Source organism: Nonomuraea salmonea (genome assembly GCF_042428605.1).
Taxonomy (GTDB): domain Bacteria; phylum Actinomycetota; class Actinomycetes; order Streptosporangiales; family Streptosporangiaceae; genus Nonomuraea; species Nonomuraea salmonea.
Map to the genome: position 1 here is coordinate 1 of NZ_JBHMCF010000025.1, position 15,424 is coordinate 15,424.

18 protein-coding genes, 1 tRNA gene and 1 pseudogene are annotated in these 15,424 nt (G+C 69.1%); 3 read left to right on the forward strand and 17 right to left on the reverse strand.

The genetic code is table 11. From position 1 onward, the window contains the following. The 5 genes and pseudogenes from ACFFR3_RS22565 to ACFFR3_RS22585 all read right to left on the reverse strand — a co-directional run. Window positions 1-770, reverse strand: a pseudogene (locus ACFFR3_RS22565) (DNA-directed RNA polymerase subunit beta); the annotation flags it as partial. A 445-nt stretch (window positions 771-1,215) separates the two neighbouring features. Further along, window positions 1,216-1,713 (reverse strand): Rv1363c family protein, encoded by a 498-nt coding sequence (locus ACFFR3_RS22570; protein WP_345395625.1) that lies wholly within the window; start codon window positions 1,711-1,713, stop codon window positions 1,216-1,218. Next, complete coding sequence (locus ACFFR3_RS22575; protein ID WP_364378242.1) at window positions 1,710-2,210, reverse strand: Rv1363c family protein; 501 nt, start codon at window positions 2,208-2,210, stop codon at window positions 1,710-1,712. Before ACFFR3_RS22575 ends, ACFFR3_RS22570 begins: the two co-directional genes overlap by 4 nt. A 327-nt stretch (window positions 2,211-2,537) precedes the next feature. Then, complete coding sequence (locus tag ACFFR3_RS22580) at window positions 2,538-3,539, reverse strand: ABC transporter ATP-binding protein (protein ID WP_379483793.1); 1,002 nt, start codon at window positions 3,537-3,539, stop codon at window positions 2,538-2,540. 116 nt (window positions 3,540-3,655) lie between these two features. Beyond that, window positions 3,656-4,282, reverse strand: a complete 627-nt coding sequence (locus tag ACFFR3_RS22585; protein ID WP_364378238.1) for a TetR/AcrR family transcriptional regulator — start codon at window positions 4,280-4,282, stop codon at window positions 3,656-3,658. 88 nt (window positions 4,283-4,370) lie between these two features. Here ACFFR3_RS22585 and ACFFR3_RS22590 point away from each other — a divergent pair, with 88 nt between their 5' ends. Beyond that, the gene (locus ACFFR3_RS22590; protein ID WP_345395613.1) at window positions 4,371-4,760 is read left to right on the forward strand and encodes a nuclear transport factor 2 family protein; all 390 of its coding nucleotides are present in this window, start codon (window positions 4,371-4,373) and stop codon (window positions 4,758-4,760) included. Between the two features lie 91 nt (window positions 4,761-4,851). Here the strand turns inward: ACFFR3_RS22590 and rplL are convergent, their stop codons facing one another. From rplL to ACFFR3_RS22630, 8 genes are all read right to left on the reverse strand, one after another. After that, entirely contained in the window at window positions 4,852-5,247 is a 396-nt protein-coding gene (gene rplL / locus ACFFR3_RS22595; protein WP_345395610.1) for a 50S ribosomal protein L7/L12, read from the reverse strand. Between the two features lie 72 nt (window positions 5,248-5,319). Beyond that, window positions 5,320-5,844: a 50S ribosomal protein L10 gene (gene rplJ / locus ACFFR3_RS22600; RefSeq protein ID WP_345395607.1), complete on the reverse strand. Its 525-nt coding sequence runs from the start codon at window positions 5,842-5,844 to the stop codon at window positions 5,320-5,322. Between the two features lie 236 nt (window positions 5,845-6,080). After that, a complete protein-coding gene (locus tag ACFFR3_RS22605) occupies window positions 6,081-6,899 on the reverse strand; it encodes an SCO4651 family lipoprotein (protein WP_345395604.1) in 819 nt (272 codons plus the stop codon). Between the two features lie 694 nt (window positions 6,900-7,593). After that, window positions 7,594-8,313, reverse strand: coding sequence for a 50S ribosomal protein L1 (rplA, locus tag ACFFR3_RS22610; RefSeq protein WP_345395601.1), 720 nt, complete (start codon window positions 8,311-8,313; stop codon window positions 7,594-7,596). Between the two features lie 69 nt (window positions 8,314-8,382). After that, a complete protein-coding gene (rplK, locus tag ACFFR3_RS22615; protein WP_355429713.1) occupies window positions 8,383-8,814 on the reverse strand; it encodes a 50S ribosomal protein L11 in 432 nt (143 codons plus the stop codon). A 118-nt stretch (window positions 8,815-8,932) separates the two neighbouring features. After that, window positions 8,933-9,697, reverse strand: a complete 765-nt coding sequence (nusG, locus tag ACFFR3_RS22620) for a transcription termination/antitermination protein NusG (RefSeq protein ID WP_345395598.1) — start codon at window positions 9,695-9,697, stop codon at window positions 8,933-8,935. 68 nt (window positions 9,698-9,765) lie between these two features. Further along, the gene (gene secE, locus ACFFR3_RS22625; protein WP_187415017.1) at window positions 9,766-10,011 is read right to left on the reverse strand and encodes a preprotein translocase subunit SecE; all 246 of its coding nucleotides are present in this window, start codon (window positions 10,009-10,011) and stop codon (window positions 9,766-9,768) included. A 77-nt stretch (window positions 10,012-10,088) separates the two neighbouring features. Further along, window positions 10,089-10,161, reverse strand: a tRNA-Trp gene (locus tag ACFFR3_RS22630). A gap of 168 nt (window positions 10,162-10,329) precedes the next feature. Here ACFFR3_RS22630 and ACFFR3_RS22635 point away from each other — a divergent pair. Further along, the gene (locus tag ACFFR3_RS22635) at window positions 10,330-11,538 is read left to right on the forward strand and encodes a pyridoxal phosphate-dependent aminotransferase (protein WP_345395594.1); all 1,209 of its coding nucleotides are present in this window, start codon (window positions 10,330-10,332) and stop codon (window positions 11,536-11,538) included. Between the two features lie 12 nt (window positions 11,539-11,550). Here ACFFR3_RS22635 and ACFFR3_RS22640 read toward each other — a convergent pair whose 3' ends face one another. Further along, complete coding sequence (locus ACFFR3_RS22640; RefSeq protein ID WP_345395591.1) at window positions 11,551-12,066, reverse strand: hypothetical protein; 516 nt, start codon at window positions 12,064-12,066, stop codon at window positions 11,551-11,553. Window positions 12,067-12,088: 22 nt separating this feature from the next. After that, on the reverse strand, window positions 12,089-12,739 hold the full coding sequence (locus tag ACFFR3_RS22645) for a hypothetical protein (protein ID WP_364378229.1): 651 nt from the start codon (window positions 12,737-12,739) through the stop codon (window positions 12,089-12,091). Window positions 12,740-12,961: 222 nt separating this feature from the next. On the opposite strand from ACFFR3_RS22645, the gene ACFFR3_RS22650 reads away from it, so the two are divergent. Next, on the forward strand, window positions 12,962-13,984 hold the full coding sequence (locus tag ACFFR3_RS22650) for an adenosine deaminase (RefSeq protein ID WP_364378227.1): 1,023 nt from the start codon (window positions 12,962-12,964) through the stop codon (window positions 13,982-13,984). Here the strand turns inward: ACFFR3_RS22650 and ACFFR3_RS22655 are convergent. Together ACFFR3_RS22655 and ACFFR3_RS22660 are read right to left on the reverse strand one after the other, a co-directional pair. Beyond that, window positions 13,973-14,824 carry a hypothetical protein gene (locus tag ACFFR3_RS22655; RefSeq protein WP_379483794.1) on the reverse strand — a complete coding sequence of 284 codons (852 nt, stop codon included), beginning with the start codon at window positions 14,822-14,824 and terminating at the stop codon, window positions 13,973-13,975. The two genes, ACFFR3_RS22650 and ACFFR3_RS22655, sit on opposite strands and share 12 nt — an antisense overlap. After that, the gene (locus ACFFR3_RS22660; protein WP_364378223.1) at window positions 14,811-15,350 is read right to left on the reverse strand and encodes an RNA polymerase sigma factor; all 540 of its coding nucleotides are present in this window, start codon (window positions 15,348-15,350) and stop codon (window positions 14,811-14,813) included. The genes ACFFR3_RS22655 and ACFFR3_RS22660 overlap by 14 nt, the downstream gene beginning before the upstream one ends. Window positions 15,351-15,424: the final 74 nt, after the last annotated feature.

The window sequence follows — 15,424 nt, forward strand, 5'->3', positions numbered from 1 at the left end:
AGGGCGTCGTCCTGGCCGGCCGTGTGGTCCTTCTCCAGGGTGGCCCGCATCGACTCGTACTGGCCGAAGCGCTCGAGAATCTGGTCGTTGGTCCATCCCAGTGCCTTGAGAAGCACGGTGACGGCCTGCTTGCGCTTACGGTCGATGCGCACACCGACGCTGTCGCGCTTGTCGATCTCGAACTCGAGCCAGGCACCCCGCGACGGGATGACCTTGCAGCCGTAGAGATCCTTGTCGGATGTCTTGTCGACACTGCGTTCGAAGTAGACGCCGGGCGAGCGGACCAGCTGCGAGACCACGACTCGTTCGGTGCCGTTGATGATGAAAGTGCCCTTGGGCGTCATGAGCGGGAAGTCGCCCATGAACACCGTCTGGCTCTTGATCTCACCGGTGGTGTTATTGATGAACTCCGCCGTCACGAACATCGGGGCGGAGAAGGTCATGTCCTTCTCTTTGCACTCATCTACGGAGTACTTCGGCGGCTCGAACCGGTGATCCCGGAACGACAAGGACATGGTCCCCGAGAAGTCCTCGATAGGACTGATCTCTTCGAAGATCTCTTCGAGACCCGACTGGGTCGGGACGTCCCTGCGCCCGGCCTGGCGAGCCGCCTCTACCCGGGCCTTCCACTTCTCGTTTCCGAGCAGCCAGTCGAAAGACTCGGTCTGCAGAGCGAGAAGGTCAGGAACTTCGAGAGGCTCCTGGATGCGCGCAAAAGAGACGCGACGGGGACCAGCGGGTACGGCGGAGGCGTTGCGCGAGGCTGCCAACAGATGTCCTTCCGAGGGCTCGCGGCGGACTGACTACACGCACGCCAGACAACCTCGCAACGTGAGCAAGCATCGCGGGTCGTCAAAGGGCAGCGCAAAGGGGCAGTGTAGCCGAACGGCACACGCCTGTCCACTTCGCCCTCGCTGCATGCTCCACGTTGGTCGCAGCATCGCCCGTTCAGGCGGATACGTCAAGCCCACAAGCCCGACTTTTAGCCGACTCAGGGCCCGGACGCTGGGTTTTCTCCCCTGTGTGACTGATCGCCTACCGCCAGGCCCAAGACGATACCCGCGAACGGGGGCGGTTAACGCTCCGTCACACCGGGGTGCCAACCCATGCCGACAACCGGTGTTGCGATGACCTAGGTACCCCTGGCATAGGCTGCACCAAACCTGAATTTTGGTAACAATTGACGGTAGCGGCGCGCCCGTGATCTCCAGGGCCTCACGCGGTGCCCAGCAGCGTGGACAGGCCCGCCACCAGCCAGCGCGAATCTTGCCGGACCATGACGAACCTTGCCCGGTTCTGGGTGAACTCTTGCTGGAGTCCTTCTTTACCGGGGATCTCCTTGACCGTACCAGTGTTCACGAAGAGCAGAACCTCTACCCTGTCGGGCTTGGCGCGCTCGATCCCGGCCGCCGCCACGGCCACGCTCTGGACGATCTTCTGCTCCTTCGCCCGCGACACGAGAGTCCTGGTCAGCTCCTTGTAGTGCTCGGTAAGCTCGCCCGTCGTGAACGTGCCGGCCCGCGCCAGGTCCTCCTCGATCGTGCGGTAGTCGTACGAGAGCAGATCGGGCGCGAGCCTCTTGGCCTCGGCCACCGCCGCCCTGGCCGCCGTCTCGGTCTCGCGCAGGTCGCGCAGGTTGAACCACATGGTCGGCACGAGCACCGCGCCCACCGTCACGAGCAGGCTCAGCAGCACGATCGCGAAGATCCTCACGGCACCTGCACCACCTTCGACACCAGCCACTGCCCGCCGCTCTTGGTCAGGTCCATCTGCCAGCGGTAATAGCGCTCCTGAGGCGCGCTGCGCGACCCCTCCCAGCGGATCTCCACATCCGCGACGACCAGCACCCGCGCCGTGGTGGCGGTCATCGAGACCAGGCCGGTCGCACGGAGCACGCCGTGCTGGACGACCTTGTTCTCGAGCGTGGTGTTCCTGAGCTTGCCGAGGTTGGCCTCGTACTCCTTCTTCGCCGCCCCCGTCGAGGTGTCGAGTATGCGGCGTACGTCGGCGTCGACGCTCTTGTGGTCGAGCGACATCAGGTTCTTCGCGTGCTCGCCCGCCGCCGCCAGCGCCGCCTGCCTGTCGCCCGACCTGCCCTGCTCGTCACGCGCCTGGGCGGCGATCCACACGCCCGTGCCCACCAGGACCGCCAGGACCCCGCTGAGCGCCGCTATGAGGATGCGGGCGGGCCGAGCACCGAGTCCTGCCACCTGTGCTCACTCCCCTCCCGGCCGGCCGCTGCCGGATCATAACGCGACACCCGCCGCCTAAGCCCCCTAATCGACAGAGGCGGTCTGGGACGGCAGGGAGGCCCGCTCTCGGGCAGGAAACGGGCACAGAGCGCACTTGCCCCACCATTCATGCCTAAGCCCCGCAAATGCCTCCAGAGGGCCCTGAGAGCGCCCTGGAAGCGCATTGAGGGCCTGGAGGGTTGCGAGGACCGCGGGGGAACCTGGGGGCCAGGTGACGCCGTGCAGGGTCGCCGGCGCCGCTCGGTGCGCTCGGGGCAGGTGATGCCGCGAAGGTGCGCCGGCGGGTCAGGTGACGCCGTGGAGGTGTGCCTTAAGCAGGCGGGGGTACTCCCGCAGCCAGTCGCGGCCCTGCTCGTCCACGAACGACCCCTCGGGCGGGGTCACCCCGTTGGCCGCCAGCCACTCGCCGGGCGGCCGCTGCGTACGGCGGATGCCCCCGCCGGACGGCATGAGCTGCGGCGGGATCGGTGGCAGGACACCGGGATCGTGCCCCATCCGCGCCTCGGCCTCCAGCTCCGAGACGTCCTTCTCCTCGGACATCCCGATGGGCCCGTGCCTCCTGGCGTTCATGAACTGCCGCACCACAGGCTCGTCGCTGGACAGCAGCATCTCCCGCGGCCCGAACATCACCAGCTCCCGCCGGAACAGCAGCCCGATGTCGTCGGGCACCGTACGGGCGGTGTTGATGTCGTGCGTGACGATCAGGAACGTCGCCTCGATGTCGGCATTGATGTCCACGATGAGCTGGTTGAGGAACGCCGTACGGACGGGGTCGAGCCCCGAGTCCGGCTCGTCGAACAGGATGATCTCCGGCTCCAGCACCAGCGCCCTGGCCAGGCCCGCCCGCTTGCGCATGCCGCCGGAGATCTCCCCCGGCAGCTTCGACTCGGCGCCCAGCAGGCCGACGAGGTCGATCTTCTCCATGACGATCTGGCGGATCTGCGTCTCGCTCTTCCGCGTGTGCTCGCGCAGCGGGAAGGCGATGTTGTCGTAGAGGTTGAGCGAGCCGAACAGGGCGCCGTCCTGGAAGAGCACGCCGAAGAGCCGGCGCAGCTCGTAGAGCGTGTTCTCCTTATAGGTGGCCAGGTCGTGGCCGTCGATCCAGATGTGGCCGCGGTCGGGGCGCAGCAGGCCGACCAGCGTCTTGAGGAAGACCGACTTGCCGGTGCCCGAGGGGCCGAGCAGGACAGAGATCTCGCCCGCGGGCAGCGTGAGCGAGACGTCCTCCCAGATGACCTGCCGTCCGAACGACTTCGTCAGCCCGTCCACCACGACTTCGACGCCCACCTGGTCACCTTCCGGTCGCAGGATGTGCTCGGGACGTGACGCACCCGCGCCACCGCCTTCACGGTAACGGCGGGCCGCCTGACGAGAACCTGTTCCAGCAGCTTGTTACCGGGCGGTTATCGCGGGTCCTGCCCGGTGAGCGCGCGCAGGCTCGGGCGCAGCAGCCGGGCGATCTCGTCCTCGGGCACGTCGCGCAGCTCGTCCAGCTCCAGGAGCTGGTGGCCGACCGTGACACCCAGCAGGACCAGCGTCATCAGCGCCGCACGCAGCCGCGCGTCCTCGCCCGGCAGGGTCTCCGCGACCCGGTCGATCTGCTCCCCCAGCGCCCGGCGCGCCGAGACCGCGGCCTCGGGGTGGGTGAGCATCGAACGCAGCATCGCCAGCCGGCTCTGCGACAGCTCGCCCAGCTTCATGGGCAACGTCTCCAGCAGCCCCTCCACGGCCTCCTCCACGGCCTCCTCGACGGCCGCCTGAGCACCGCCAGGATCCGGCCCTCGCACCTGCCCCCCACCGGACCCGCCGCCTGGGGCCGGCGTCACCTCAACGGCCCGCTGGAACAGCTCCTGCTTGCTGCCGAAGTACTGCATCACCAGCGCGGGATCCACTCCCGCCGACTTGGCCACGGCCCTGATGGTGGCGCGTTCGTACCCCATGTCGGCGAAAAGGGACCGCGCGGCGTCGAGAATCCGCGCCTCCGTCCTGCGCCGCCGCTCGGCGCGCGGAAGCGCCGTCTCCTCAGCCACGCCCCGACTCTACATGCGTTGACCGAACCTCAACTTTCGCTCTACGCTCGTTGAGTCAACGACCGTTGAGCGAATAGGTGATCGTCCCATGTCCGTCGAAGAGATCGTCACCGCCTACCACGCGGCCATGCTGCACAAGTCCCCCGACGAGCTGGCCGACCTGTACGCCGAGGACGGCCTGCACGAGTTCCCCTTCGGCGCGGCGCCGCCGTTCCAGGGCAGGGAGGAGGTCCGCCGGGGCTACCACGCGATGTGGGACGCCACACCGTTCGAGATCGACGAGGTACGCCGGGTCGCCGTGCACCGCACCGAGGACCCGGAGGTGGTCGTCGTGGAGCAGACCGTCCACGGCACGGTCGCCGGCCGCCACCTGACCGTCCCCGGCCTCCTCGTGCTGCGTGTCAGGGACGGCGGCATCGTCCACACCAGGGACTACATGGACACCAGCGCCATCGCCAGGATCCGCGACGCGGCCTGACCGGCTCAGGAAACGCGAAAAGAGGCGGCACACCCGGCACCAGGGTGTGTCCGCCTCTTCTCGTTGAGCTGTGCGTGAAGCGAAGGGGAAGTTACTTCACGGTCACGGTGGCGCCGGCGCCCTCGAGGGCAGCCTTGGCCTTCTCCGCCTGCTCCTTGTTGACCTTGCCGTCGAAGACCGGCTTCGGAGCGCCGTCGACCAGGTCCTTGGCCTCCTTGAGGCCCAGGGACGTCAGGGCGCGGATCTCCTTGATGACCTGGATCTTCTTGTCGCCGGCAGCCTCGAGGATGACGTCGAACTCGTCCTGCTCCTCGGCCGCGGGGGCCTCGCCGCCGGCAGCGCCGGCAGCCGGAGCGGCGGTGACCGCGACCGGGGCGGCGGCCTTGACGTCGAAGGTCTCCTCGAAGACCTTCACGAACTCGGACAGCTCGAGGAGGGTCATCTCCTTGAAAGCGTCGAGCAGCTCGTCGGTGCTGAGCTTCGCCATGATGGTTTCCTTACGTTAGGACTTGCTAGAAAACTGGGAACGGGACCGCGGTGTGCTGCGGCAACCCCCGTGCTACTCGCCCGCCTCGTCGCGCTTGGCGCGCAGGGCCTCGGCCAGCTGAGCCATCTGCGTGGGCAGAGCGGCGAACATCGCGGCCGCGGCGCTCTGCTTGGCCTTCATGGCACCGGCCAGCTTCGCGAGGAGAACCTCGCGGGACTCGAGGTCGGCAAGCTTGGTGATCTCGGCGGCGTCGAGCGCCTTGCCCTCGAGGACGCCACCCTTGATCACCAGGAGGGGATTGGCCTTGGCGAAGTCACGCAGACCCTTGGCCGCCTCGACAACGTCGCCGTTGACGAACGCGATCGCGGTCGGACCGGTGAGCAGGCTGTCGAGGCCCGCGACGCCGGCCTCGTTGGCCGCGATCTTGGTCAGGGTGTTCTTCGCCACGGCGAACTTCGCATTCTCACCGAGAGCAGTGCGCAGCTCCTTGAGCTGAGCGACGGTGAGACCGCGGTACTCGGTCAGAACGGCGGCGGCGCTGCCTTCGAACTCGCTCTTGAGCTCGGCAACCGCTGTCGCCTTATCCGCCCTCGCCATGGGCCTCCTTCCAGATGTGCCACCGGCGAAGGCCCCCGACATGAGAACAGCCCCGGGCGCAGGGCGCACGGGGCTCACGCACACGGAATGACCATGTGGGAAACTCGCACCACACCTGCGCGGGCCGTCCACATGACGTGGATCCTTCGGTCGCCAGATTTAGAGCACCTGACGACGACCGGCGGTCTTCGGCAACGACCAGCGTACGTGCTGGCCGCCGAGTTTCCAAATCGTTCTCAGTTGGTGGTGTTCTTCGGCAGCTCGCCGACCTGGTCGGCGGGCGGGGCCTGGATGCTGACCGGCTCGTTGAAGCCCTTGAAGAACAGGGTGGCGTCGAGCGTGGCGCCGTCCTTGGAGCCGTTCAGGGCGATCTTGCGGGGCAGGCCGTCGGCCGCCACCCACATGTCGAACTTGATGTCCTTCAGCTCGGCCAGGCCGTCACGGGCCTGCTCCTGCTTGTCGGCCGGCAGCTGCTGCACGGCGGCCTCCACCGGGAAGGTGCCGCTGTAGTGGGTGGTGTCCTCGCCGTTGACGGTCTCGTTGCCGGCGGCCTTGACGTCCTGCGAGGCCGTGATCAGCTTGGTCATGTTGCCGAGGTCGAACTGCTGGACCTGGGTGAGCACCTCGTTCACCTCGCCAGAGCCGCCGTCGGCGTCCTTGAGCGGAACCTTGATCCACGGCTTGGTCGCGCCCAGGAGCTCCTTGAGCGCCTCGACCTTGACGTAGACGGTGTCGCCCTGCAGCACGGCGCGGACACCGCCGGGCACGCTGCGCTGCCCCATGTCCACCGTGTCGAGGGTGAGGTCCGCCGCGAGCTGCGGCTTGCTCTGGTAGAGCATGCGGCCCTGCACCTTGCCGCTGCCCTGCTGGGGGTGCGTCAGGTTCACCACGGCGTCGACCGTGTAGCTCGTGACCTCTGCGGTCTTCTGCGCGGCCTGGGTGAGCACCTCGGACGCGGCCAGGTTGACCTGGATGGGCTGGGCGTTCGATCCACAACCGGCGACCGCGGCCACGACTAGTGCGGCTCCGGCCGCGGTCATACTTATCGTGCGCATCAGCATGTCCTTGACCCTACGTTTACTTTTCCTGCTGTGGCGGCTTCCCCCGACAAATAGGGGAAAACCCAGGGTTATCCCTCACACGCCCTGCACACTTCCCACACACCATAAAAACCCCCAGCTCATCTGGCTCCCTTCCCCCGCAGAGACACCCCAAGCACGCCGCTGACGCCCGCCGAGCGATGCGGGGGAAGCGGGAGGGTGGAGACCGCCGGCGACACCGCCAGCGCGCCTCTCACCACGGCTGAGGAGTGTCCGGGCAACGAGCCCGACCCAACGCCCCTCCTCCCACCGAGGACGGCTCCGAGGGCTGAGGGCGGGCACACCAGCTGCGCGAGAGGACGAGCGCGAACACCATCGGCCGGCCCAGCCGGGGCACCGCAACGCCCCTGCGCAGGAAAGGCGGGGGCGGAGCCACAGCGTCCCCGTGTCAACGGCTCTGGCGTGGGACCGCGGTGTCCCCGAGCTAGAGGCGCTGGCGCGAGAACCACGGCGGCTCCGTGTCAACGGCTCTGGCGTGGGACCGCGGTGTCCCCGAGCTAGAGGCGCTGGCGCGAGAACCACGGCGGCTCCGTGTCGGCGGCTCGGCGTGGGAACCGCAGCGTTCTCGTGTCAGAGGCCCCGTGTGGAAATGACGGCGCCCCCACCCGAGACGAGTTCGGGTGGGGGCGCCGTTGTGAAGCGCTGAGGGTCAGCTCTCCAGGTCGGCCGTGAGGCCGCGGGTGAGGTTGGGGTCGACCGGGACGCCCGGGCCCATCGTGGTGGAGAAGGTGACCTTCTTCAGGTAACGGCCCTTGGCCGCCGACGGCTTGAGACGCAGCACCTCGTCGAGAGCGGCGGCGTAGTTCTCGATGAGCTGGCGCTCGCCGAACGACGTCTTGCCGATGATGAAGTGCAGGTTGGCCTGCCGGTCGGTGCGGAACTCGATCTTGCCGCCCTTGATCTCCGTCACGGCCTTGGCGACGTCGGGCGTCACGGTGCCGGTCTTGGGGTTGGGCATGAGACCGCGCGGGCCGAGGACGCGGCCGAGACGGCCGACCTTGCCCATGAGGTCGGGCGTGGCGACCACGGCGTCGAACTCGTTGAGCCGGTTGCCCTTGGAGATCTCGTCGATCAGTTCGTCGGCGCCGACGATGTCGGCACCCGCCTCGCGGGCCGCCTCGGCACGGTCACCGGTCGCGAAGACCAGGACCCGGGCGGTCTTACCGGTGCCGTGCGGGAGGTTGACCGTGCCGCGCACGATCTGGTCGGCCTTGCGAGGGTCGACGCCCAGCCGGAGAGCGACCTCGACGGTGGCGTCGAACTTGGTGGTCGACGTCTCCTTGGCCAGCTTCGCGGCCTCGACGGGCGTGTAGAGCTTGTCGCGGTCGATTCTGGCTGCCGCGTCCTTGTGCGCCTTGCTGCGCTGCATTCTGTACTCCTAGTGGTGTGCGGGCCGACGGTCAGGACGGCCCTCCCACGACTTCTTGCGGGAAGGGTCTTACTCGGCGATCGTGATGCCCATCGACCGGGCGGTGCCGGCGATGATCTTCTCGGCCGCCTCGATGTCGTTGGCGTTGAGGTCGGGCATCTTCGTCTCGGCGATGCTGCGCAGCTGCTCGCGGCTGAGCTTGCCCACCTTGTCGCGGTGCGGGACGGCGCTGCCCTTGTCGAGGCCGAGCGCCTTCTTGATCAGCTCGGGGGCCGGCGGCGTCTTCGTGATGAAGCTGAAGCTGCGGTCCTCGAAGATGGTGATCTCAACGGGGATGATGTTGCCCCGCTGCGACTCCGTGGCAGCGTTGTACTGCTTGACGAAGTCCATGATGTTGACGCCGTGGGGACCGAGGGCGGTACCCACCGGCGGCGCCGGGGTGGCCTGGCCAGCGGGGAGCTGGACCTTCACCAGTGCGGCGATTTTCTTCTTCGGAGGCATGTGTCCTTCTCCGGGTCCTGATTGCGATGCGGTCAGAGCCGCGGTTGCGCCCCTGACATGTCGGCGGCCGCCCTTCGCGAGAGGCGGCCGACCGAACGACTAAGTGTATGTGATCGTCTCAGATCTTCGAGACCTGGTTGAACGAGAGCTCCACCGGAGTCTCGCGGCCGAAGATCGACACGAGCACCTTGAGCTTCTGCGACTCGGGGCTGATCTCGCTCACCGAGGCGGGCAGCGTGGCGAACGGGCCGTCCATGACGGTGACGGACTCGCCGATCTCGAACTCGACCGTGGGACCCGCGGCGGCCTTGGTGGTGGCCTTCTTGGCCTCTTCGGTCGGCTCGGGCGCCAGCAGCTTGGCGACCTCGTCGAGGCTGAGCGGGCTCGGCTTGTTGGACAGGCCGACGAAGCCGGTGACGCCCGGGGTGTTGCGGACGGCGGCCCAGGACTCGTCGGTCAGCTCCATGCGCACCAGGACGTAGCCGGGCAGCACGCGCTCCTTGACCGGGACCTTCTTGCCGCTCTTGAACTCCTGGACGGTGTGCGTGGGCACCTCGACCTGGTAGATGTAGTCCTCCATGTTGAGCGACACGTTGCGGCTCTCGATGTTGGACTTCACCCGGTTCTCGTAACCGGCGTAGGAGTGGATGACGTACCACTCGCCGGGCAGGCCGCGCAGGGAGTCCTTGAACTCCTCGACGGGGTCGACGTCGGGAAGAACCGAACCGTCCTCGACGGCGGCGGCCTCTTCTTCGCCCGCCTCGTCGCTCTCCTCGACCTCGGCCTCCTCGGAAGCCGCCGCAGCGGACTCCTCGGTGGCCTCTTCCAGCTCGTCGCCCCACTCGTCGCGGGACTCGTCCGCCGGAACTGAAGACTCGGACACGGTGACTCTTCCTCTTTCGTGGTATCGAATGGCGACTCCGTCAGGCGATCACCCCTCGAAGTCTTCGGTCAGGATCCGCCGAAGACGCGGAGGACCGCCCATCCCAGGGCACTGTCGAGCCCGTACACGATCGCGACCATGATCAGAACGAATATCAGAACGACCGTGGTATAGGTGATGAGATCCTTGCGTGTCGGCCAGATGACCTTACGAAGCTCGTTGACGACCTGCCGATAGAAGAGGGCAGGAGAAGTGCGTGTCTTCTTCTCGCCACTAGGCTTGTCTGCGGTCTCGCCGCGCGTGTCGATCGCCACAGTCCTCACCTGATCAGTCGTATCCAACGCAGTTTTGCGGCGCGCTTACACGCCAATTATTGCGCGGACCGCACTCGCAGGGCACGAGGGACTCGAACCCCCAACCGCCGGTTTTGGAGACCGGTGCGCTACCAATTGCGCCAGTGCCCTATGTCGTAGACCAGACTACCCTGATCGACTCACTGCCTGGACCGAACCGCTCGCCGACATGCGGCGGAAGGACCACGCGAAAGCATACGGGTCATTGCCCGTCACGTCGAACCAAAACCTGATCGCCCAGGTCACGCCCGCGTGGGCACCGCGTGGGAGCATGGACGCATGTCCACGCGACCCCGCATCTCCGCGAGAATTTCCGCGATTTCCGAGTCCGCCACGCTCGCCGTAGACGCCAAGGCGAAGGCGATGAAGGCGGCCGGGCGTCCCGTCATCGGTTTCGGCGCGGGCGAGCCCGACTTCCCGACGCCCGATTACATCGTCGAGGCCGCCGTGCGGGCGGCCCGCGAGCCGCGCTTCCACAAGTACACGCCGGCCGGCGGCCTGCCCGAGCTGAAGAAGGCGATCGCCGAGAAGACCCGCCGCGACTCCGGCTACGCCGTCGAGCCGGCGCAGGTCCTGGTGACCAACGGCGGCAAGCAGGCGGTGTACGAGGCGTTCGCGACGCTGCTCGACCCGGGTGACGAGGTGCTGGTCGTCGCTCCTTACTGGACGACCTACCCCGAGGCGATCAAGCTGGCGGGCGGCGTGCAGGTCGACGTCGTGACCGACGAGTCGACCGGTTATCTCGCGAGCGTGGAGCAGCTGGAGGCGGCGCGCACCGAGCGGACGAAGGTGCTGCTGTTCGTCTCGCCGTCCAACCCGACGGGCGCGGTCTACTCGCGCGAGCAGACGGTGGCGATCGGCCGGTGGGCGGCCGAGCACGGGCTGTGGGTGGTCACGGACGAGATCTACGAGCACCTCGTGTACGGCGACGCCGAGTTCACCGGCATCGCCACGGCCGTACCCGAGCTGGGCGACCGGGTCGTGATCCTCAACGGCGTGGCCAAGACGTACGCGATGACGGGCTGGCGGGTCGGCTGGCTGATCGGGCCGTCCGACGTCGTCAAGGCGGCCACCAACCTGCAGTCCCACGCGACCTCGAACGTCTCCAACGTGGCGCAGATGGCGGCGCTCGCGGCGGTTTCCGGTGATCTGTCGGCGGTGGCGGAGATGCGCGCGGCCTTCGACCGGCGGCGGCAGACGATGGTCAGGATGCTCAACGAGATCCCGGGCGTGTTGTGCCCGGAACCTAAGGGTGCGTTCTACGCATATCCCTCGGTCAAGGAGCTGGTCGGCAAGGAGCTGCGCGGGCGGCGGCCGCGGTCGTCGAGCGAACTGGCCGAGCTGATCCTGGAGGAGGCCGAGGTGGCGGTGGTGCCGGGTGAGGCGTTCGGCACGCCGGGCTACTTCCGGCTGTCGTACGCGCTGGGCGACTCCGACCTCGTCGAGGGCGTCAGCCGGCTCGCCAAGCTGCTGTCCGAGGCCCGCTGAGCCGCACGCGGGTCAGCCGGCCGTGATGTCGGCGGCGATCGGCTTGATCTCGCTGCTGAGGCCGGGCGTGGCGCCGATGTAGACGGCGGTGCCCGGCCGCTCCAGCCACATGAAGCAGCGCACGCCCGTACGCGTGGTCCAGCGCAGCGCGGGCTTGCCGCCGTACAGGGTGAGCGTGGCCTTGCCGACGAGCGTGACGAAGTGCTCGGCCGTGCGCGGGCCGCAGACCACGCCGACGTAGAGGCGTTCGTCGTTGTCGCTCCAGATGCGGCCGCGCACTTCAAGCGGGCGGCGCAGCGACTCCAGACGGTTGAACGAGCCCGCCGGGCTGAGCCCGGACAGCGCGGACGGCAGCCGCACGCCGGGGCCGTCGCAGGAGAGCACGGTGCCGTCCGCGTGGGTGACGAGCGGCTCGGGCGCGGGCGAGGTGGCGGACGGGGAGGCCGGCGGGGTGGCCACCGGGTGCGTCGTGCCGCCGCCGCACGCCGTGAGCGCGAACATGAGGAGCACCGCCGCCGGCCGCCGCATCGACCCCCCTTGACGTGAGTGATTACCGGGGAAAAGGCTCATAGTCTCCTACAGGAGCCCTGACGGAGGCGGCAAGAGCGAGGAGCTCGCCGCCGAGCGCGTCACTGACCCGGATCGACATCCCCGTGCCGGGGCGTTCGAGCCAGGCGATCAGCCGGCCGCCCGCCGGATGCCTGCCTGCCACGGCGGGCCTGCCGCGCACGGTGGTGGCGCGGGCGTCGCGCACCTTGATCCGGCTCAGGAAGCGGGCCAGGTCCGCTGCCACCGTACCGCGTGTCACCTGGGCTTCGACGAATCCGCCCGCCGCGGACGCGAACCTCGCGCCGGTGCCGTCGCCACCGGTCCGTACGAGGCCGCCCGGCAGGTACGTGAGCCAGAACCCGTCGGCGACGACCGCGACCGTCTCCGCCGGCCTCGGCACCGAGACCGAGCCCGCGGCGGGCGGCTGCACCGGCACTACCGGCACCGGCACCGGGGCGGGCAGGGGTTCGGCGGCGCGGATCGCGGCGCGCGGAAGGCGGCCGAAGCCCGAGGAGAAGATCGCGTAGATGATCAGGGCGGTCGCCGTGAAGGACACCGCGGCGAGCGTCCCGCGGCCGCCCGGCCCCAGGCCGTGCCACGACGGGGGCGCGCCGAGCCCCCGGACGTCGAGGGCGGCACCACGTCGATCCACCGGCCGAGCCCGCAGCCGAGCCCGCAGCCGAGCTTCCGGCCGAGCTTCCGGCCGCGCTCCCACCCGAGCTCCCACCCGAGCTTCCGATCGAGTCCCCCACAGCCGAGCGCCCGGCCGCGCTTCCGCCCCGGCTTTCGATCGAGTCCCCAACCGCGCCCCCCATCGGACCCCTGACCGGGCCTCTTTCCTCCCCCACACCCGCACCGGTGGCAAGATATGTCAATGCCACGGCCTCTGCACGCGCTTCCCAAGGCCCATCTTCACCTGCATTTCACCGGTTCGATGCGACATTCCACGCTGATCGAGCTGGCCAGGGAGCAAGGGCTGCATCTGCCCGACGCGCTGGAGCAGGACTGGCCGCCCAAGCTGCGGGCCACCGACGAGCGGGGCTGGTTCAGGTTCCAGCGGCTCTACGACATCGCCAGGTCCGTGCTGACCAAGCCCGAGTACGTCTACCGCCTGCTGCGCGAGACCGCCGAGGACGAGGTGGCGGCCGGGTCGCGGTGGCTGGAGATCCAGGTGGACCCGTCGGGTTACGCGCAGCGCTTCGGCGGCCTGACGGCCACGCTCGAGCTGATGCTGGACGCGGTGGAGCAGGCGTCGGCGCACGCCGGCATCGGCATGGCGGTGGTCGTGGCGGCCAACCGCACCCGCCACCCGCTCGACGCCAACACGCTGGCCCGCCTGGCCACCCAATACGCGGACAGGAACGTCGTCGGCTTCGGCCTGTCCAACGACGAGCGGCGCGGGCAGGCGCGGGAGTTCGAGCGGGCGTTCCGCATCGCCAAGCGGGGCGGGCTGCTGTCGGTGCCGCACGGCGGCGAGCTGATGGGGCCGCGCAGCGTCGCGCAGTGCGTGGACGACCTGGGCGCCGACCGGGTGGGCCACGGCGTGCGCGCGGCCGAGGACGACTGGCTGATGCAGCGGCTGGCCGACCGGCAGATCTGCTGCGAGATCTGCCCCACCTCGAACGTGGGCCTGGGGGTCGCCGAGCAGCCGGCCGACGTGCCGCTGCGCCGGTTGTTCGACGCGGGGGTGCCGATCGCGCTGGGCGCCGACGACCCCCTGCTGTTCGGTACGCGGCTGCTGCGCCAGTACGAGCTGGCCAGGGAGGTCTACGGGTTCTCCGACGCGGAGGTGGCCGAGCTGGCCCGCCAGTCCGTACGGTCCTCATCCGCCCCCGAGTCCGTGCGCAAGGAGCTGCTCAAGGGCGTGGACGACTGGCTGGCCGGCTCACCCGAGTGATTCGGCGACCCTGACCGCCTCCTCCTTGCTCTTCAGCCCTTCGAGCCTGAGGTTGAGCGTGCCGTGCTGCCAGATCAGGGTGGGCCCGGCCTGGCGCAGGGGCACCTCGGTGCCGTCCTGGCGCCTGATGTGGCCGAGCGGGTGGTCGCCCTTGATCCACCACGCCGTACGGCCGCCGACCTCGGTGAAGTCGGGGTAGGGCGGGCCGAGCTTCTTGAACAGGTACGGGTCCAGGGTGCCGTCGAACTGGTCGAGTCTGATGCCGTCCGGCCAGAACATCGACACGACCCGCCCGCCGTCGGAGACCGTGGTGCGCTGCGGAGGGCCGAGCGCGGCCGGGGTCCTGGCCATGCGCGGCACCTCGGTGGGCGCGACCGTGCGCTCGCCCGGCAGGGGCGCCGTCGTGGTGACGGGCGGCGGCGTGGTGTCGCCGACGCGCAGCTCGATCCCGGCGAACCTGAGGATCCGCACCACCGCGGCCCGGCCCTGCGGGGTGGCCGCGACGAGCGCGGCGACGGCGACGACCACGGCGGTCACGACCTTCCACCGCGCCACCCGCCTGCGCCGCCGCTGCGGCACATGCGGCTGGTCGAGCCTTTCCCGCGCCTCCCGAGTACCGCCCGGCTCAGACGCGTCGGAGGGTGTCTCCCCTACGGGTGTCTCTGGCGCAGGTGTCTCTGGCGCGGGTGTCGACGTGAGGCGGGTGCGGACGGCGGCGGCGACGTCGGCCGGAGGCGGGGCAGGGGTGTCGAGGAGGTCGCCGAGCGCGCGCAGCTCAGCCTCGATCGCCTCGTACTCCTCGTAGTCCTCGTAGTCCTCGTCAGGCTCACGCGAGCTCATCGCCCACCTCCTCCCTCAGCCGGGCCAGCCCCCGGTGGGTGCTGGACTTGACGGTGCCGACGGGCCAGTCGAGCACCTGCGCGGTCTCGGCCTCGCTCAGCTGTAAGAAGTACCGGCAGACGACGGCCTGACGTTCCCGTTCTGGCAGGGCGCGGACGGCGGCGAGCAGCCGGGAGCGGCGGTCGGTGGCGACGGCGGCGCCTTCGGGGTCGTCGGGCGCGCGGGTGGGGGCGGTGGCGGACAGCCGGAGCGCCAGGTCGGTCCTGCGGCCGCGCGAGCGGGTCAGGTTGTGGGTCTCGTTGGTGACGATGCGCAGCAGCCAGGGCTTGAACGGCGCGTCGCGGCGGAACGAGGCGAGGTGGCGGAACGCCTTGACGAACGCCTCCTGCACGACGTCCTCGGCCTCGTCGCCGGCGCCGAGCATGGCGGCGGTGCGGTGGGCGAGCGTGCTGTAGCGGGCGACCAGCGCCTCATAGGCGGCCAGGTCTCCCTTGAGCGAACGGGCGATCGCCTCGTCGTCGTCCATGCCGACTCGGATTCCACCGCATCATCAGCCGTCTGGGAAGGGACTTTCGCTGATCGTGTCATCCTGGTGACCGG

Bases quoted from the DNA above. Each gene is read 5' to 3' on its own strand.
- ACFFR3_RS22590 (WP_345395613.1), top strand. From the start codon at position 4,371: ATGTCCGTCGAAGAGATCGTCACCGCCTACCACGCGGCCATGCTGCAC.
- rplJ (WP_345395607.1), bottom strand. From the start codon at position 5,844: ATGGCGAGGGCGGATAAGGCGACAGCGGTTGCCGAGCTCAAGAGCGAG.
- ACFFR3_RS22640 (WP_345395591.1), bottom strand. From the start codon at position 12,066: ATGCGGCGGCCGGCGGCGGTGCTCCTCATGTTCGCGCTCACGGCGTGC.
- rplL (WP_345395610.1), bottom strand. From the start codon at position 5,247: ATGGCGAAGCTCAGCACCGACGAGCTGCTCGACGCTTTCAAGGAGATG.
- ACFFR3_RS22635 (WP_345395594.1), top strand. From the start codon at position 10,330: ATGTCCACGCGACCCCGCATCTCCGCGAGAATTTCCGCGATTTCCGAG.
- ACFFR3_RS22660 (WP_364378223.1), bottom strand. From the start codon at position 15,350: ATGGACGACGACGAGGCGATCGCCCGTTCGCTCAAGGGAGACCTGGCC.
- ACFFR3_RS22605 (WP_345395604.1), bottom strand. From the start codon at position 6,899: ATGCGCACGATAAGTATGACCGCGGCCGGAGCCGCACTAGTCGTGGCC.
- rplA (WP_345395601.1), bottom strand. From the start codon at position 8,313: ATGCAGCGCAGCAAGGCGCACAAGGACGCGGCAGCCAGAATCGACCGC.
- ACFFR3_RS22650 (WP_364378227.1), top strand. From the start codon at position 12,962: ATGCCACGGCCTCTGCACGCGCTTCCCAAGGCCCATCTTCACCTGCAT.
- rplK (WP_355429713.1), bottom strand. From the start codon at position 8,814: ATGCCTCCGAAGAAGAAAATCGCCGCACTGGTGAAGGTCCAGCTCCCC.
- ACFFR3_RS22655 (WP_379483794.1), bottom strand. From the start codon at position 14,824: ATGAGCTCGCGTGAGCCTGACGAGGACTACGAGGACTACGAGGAGTAC.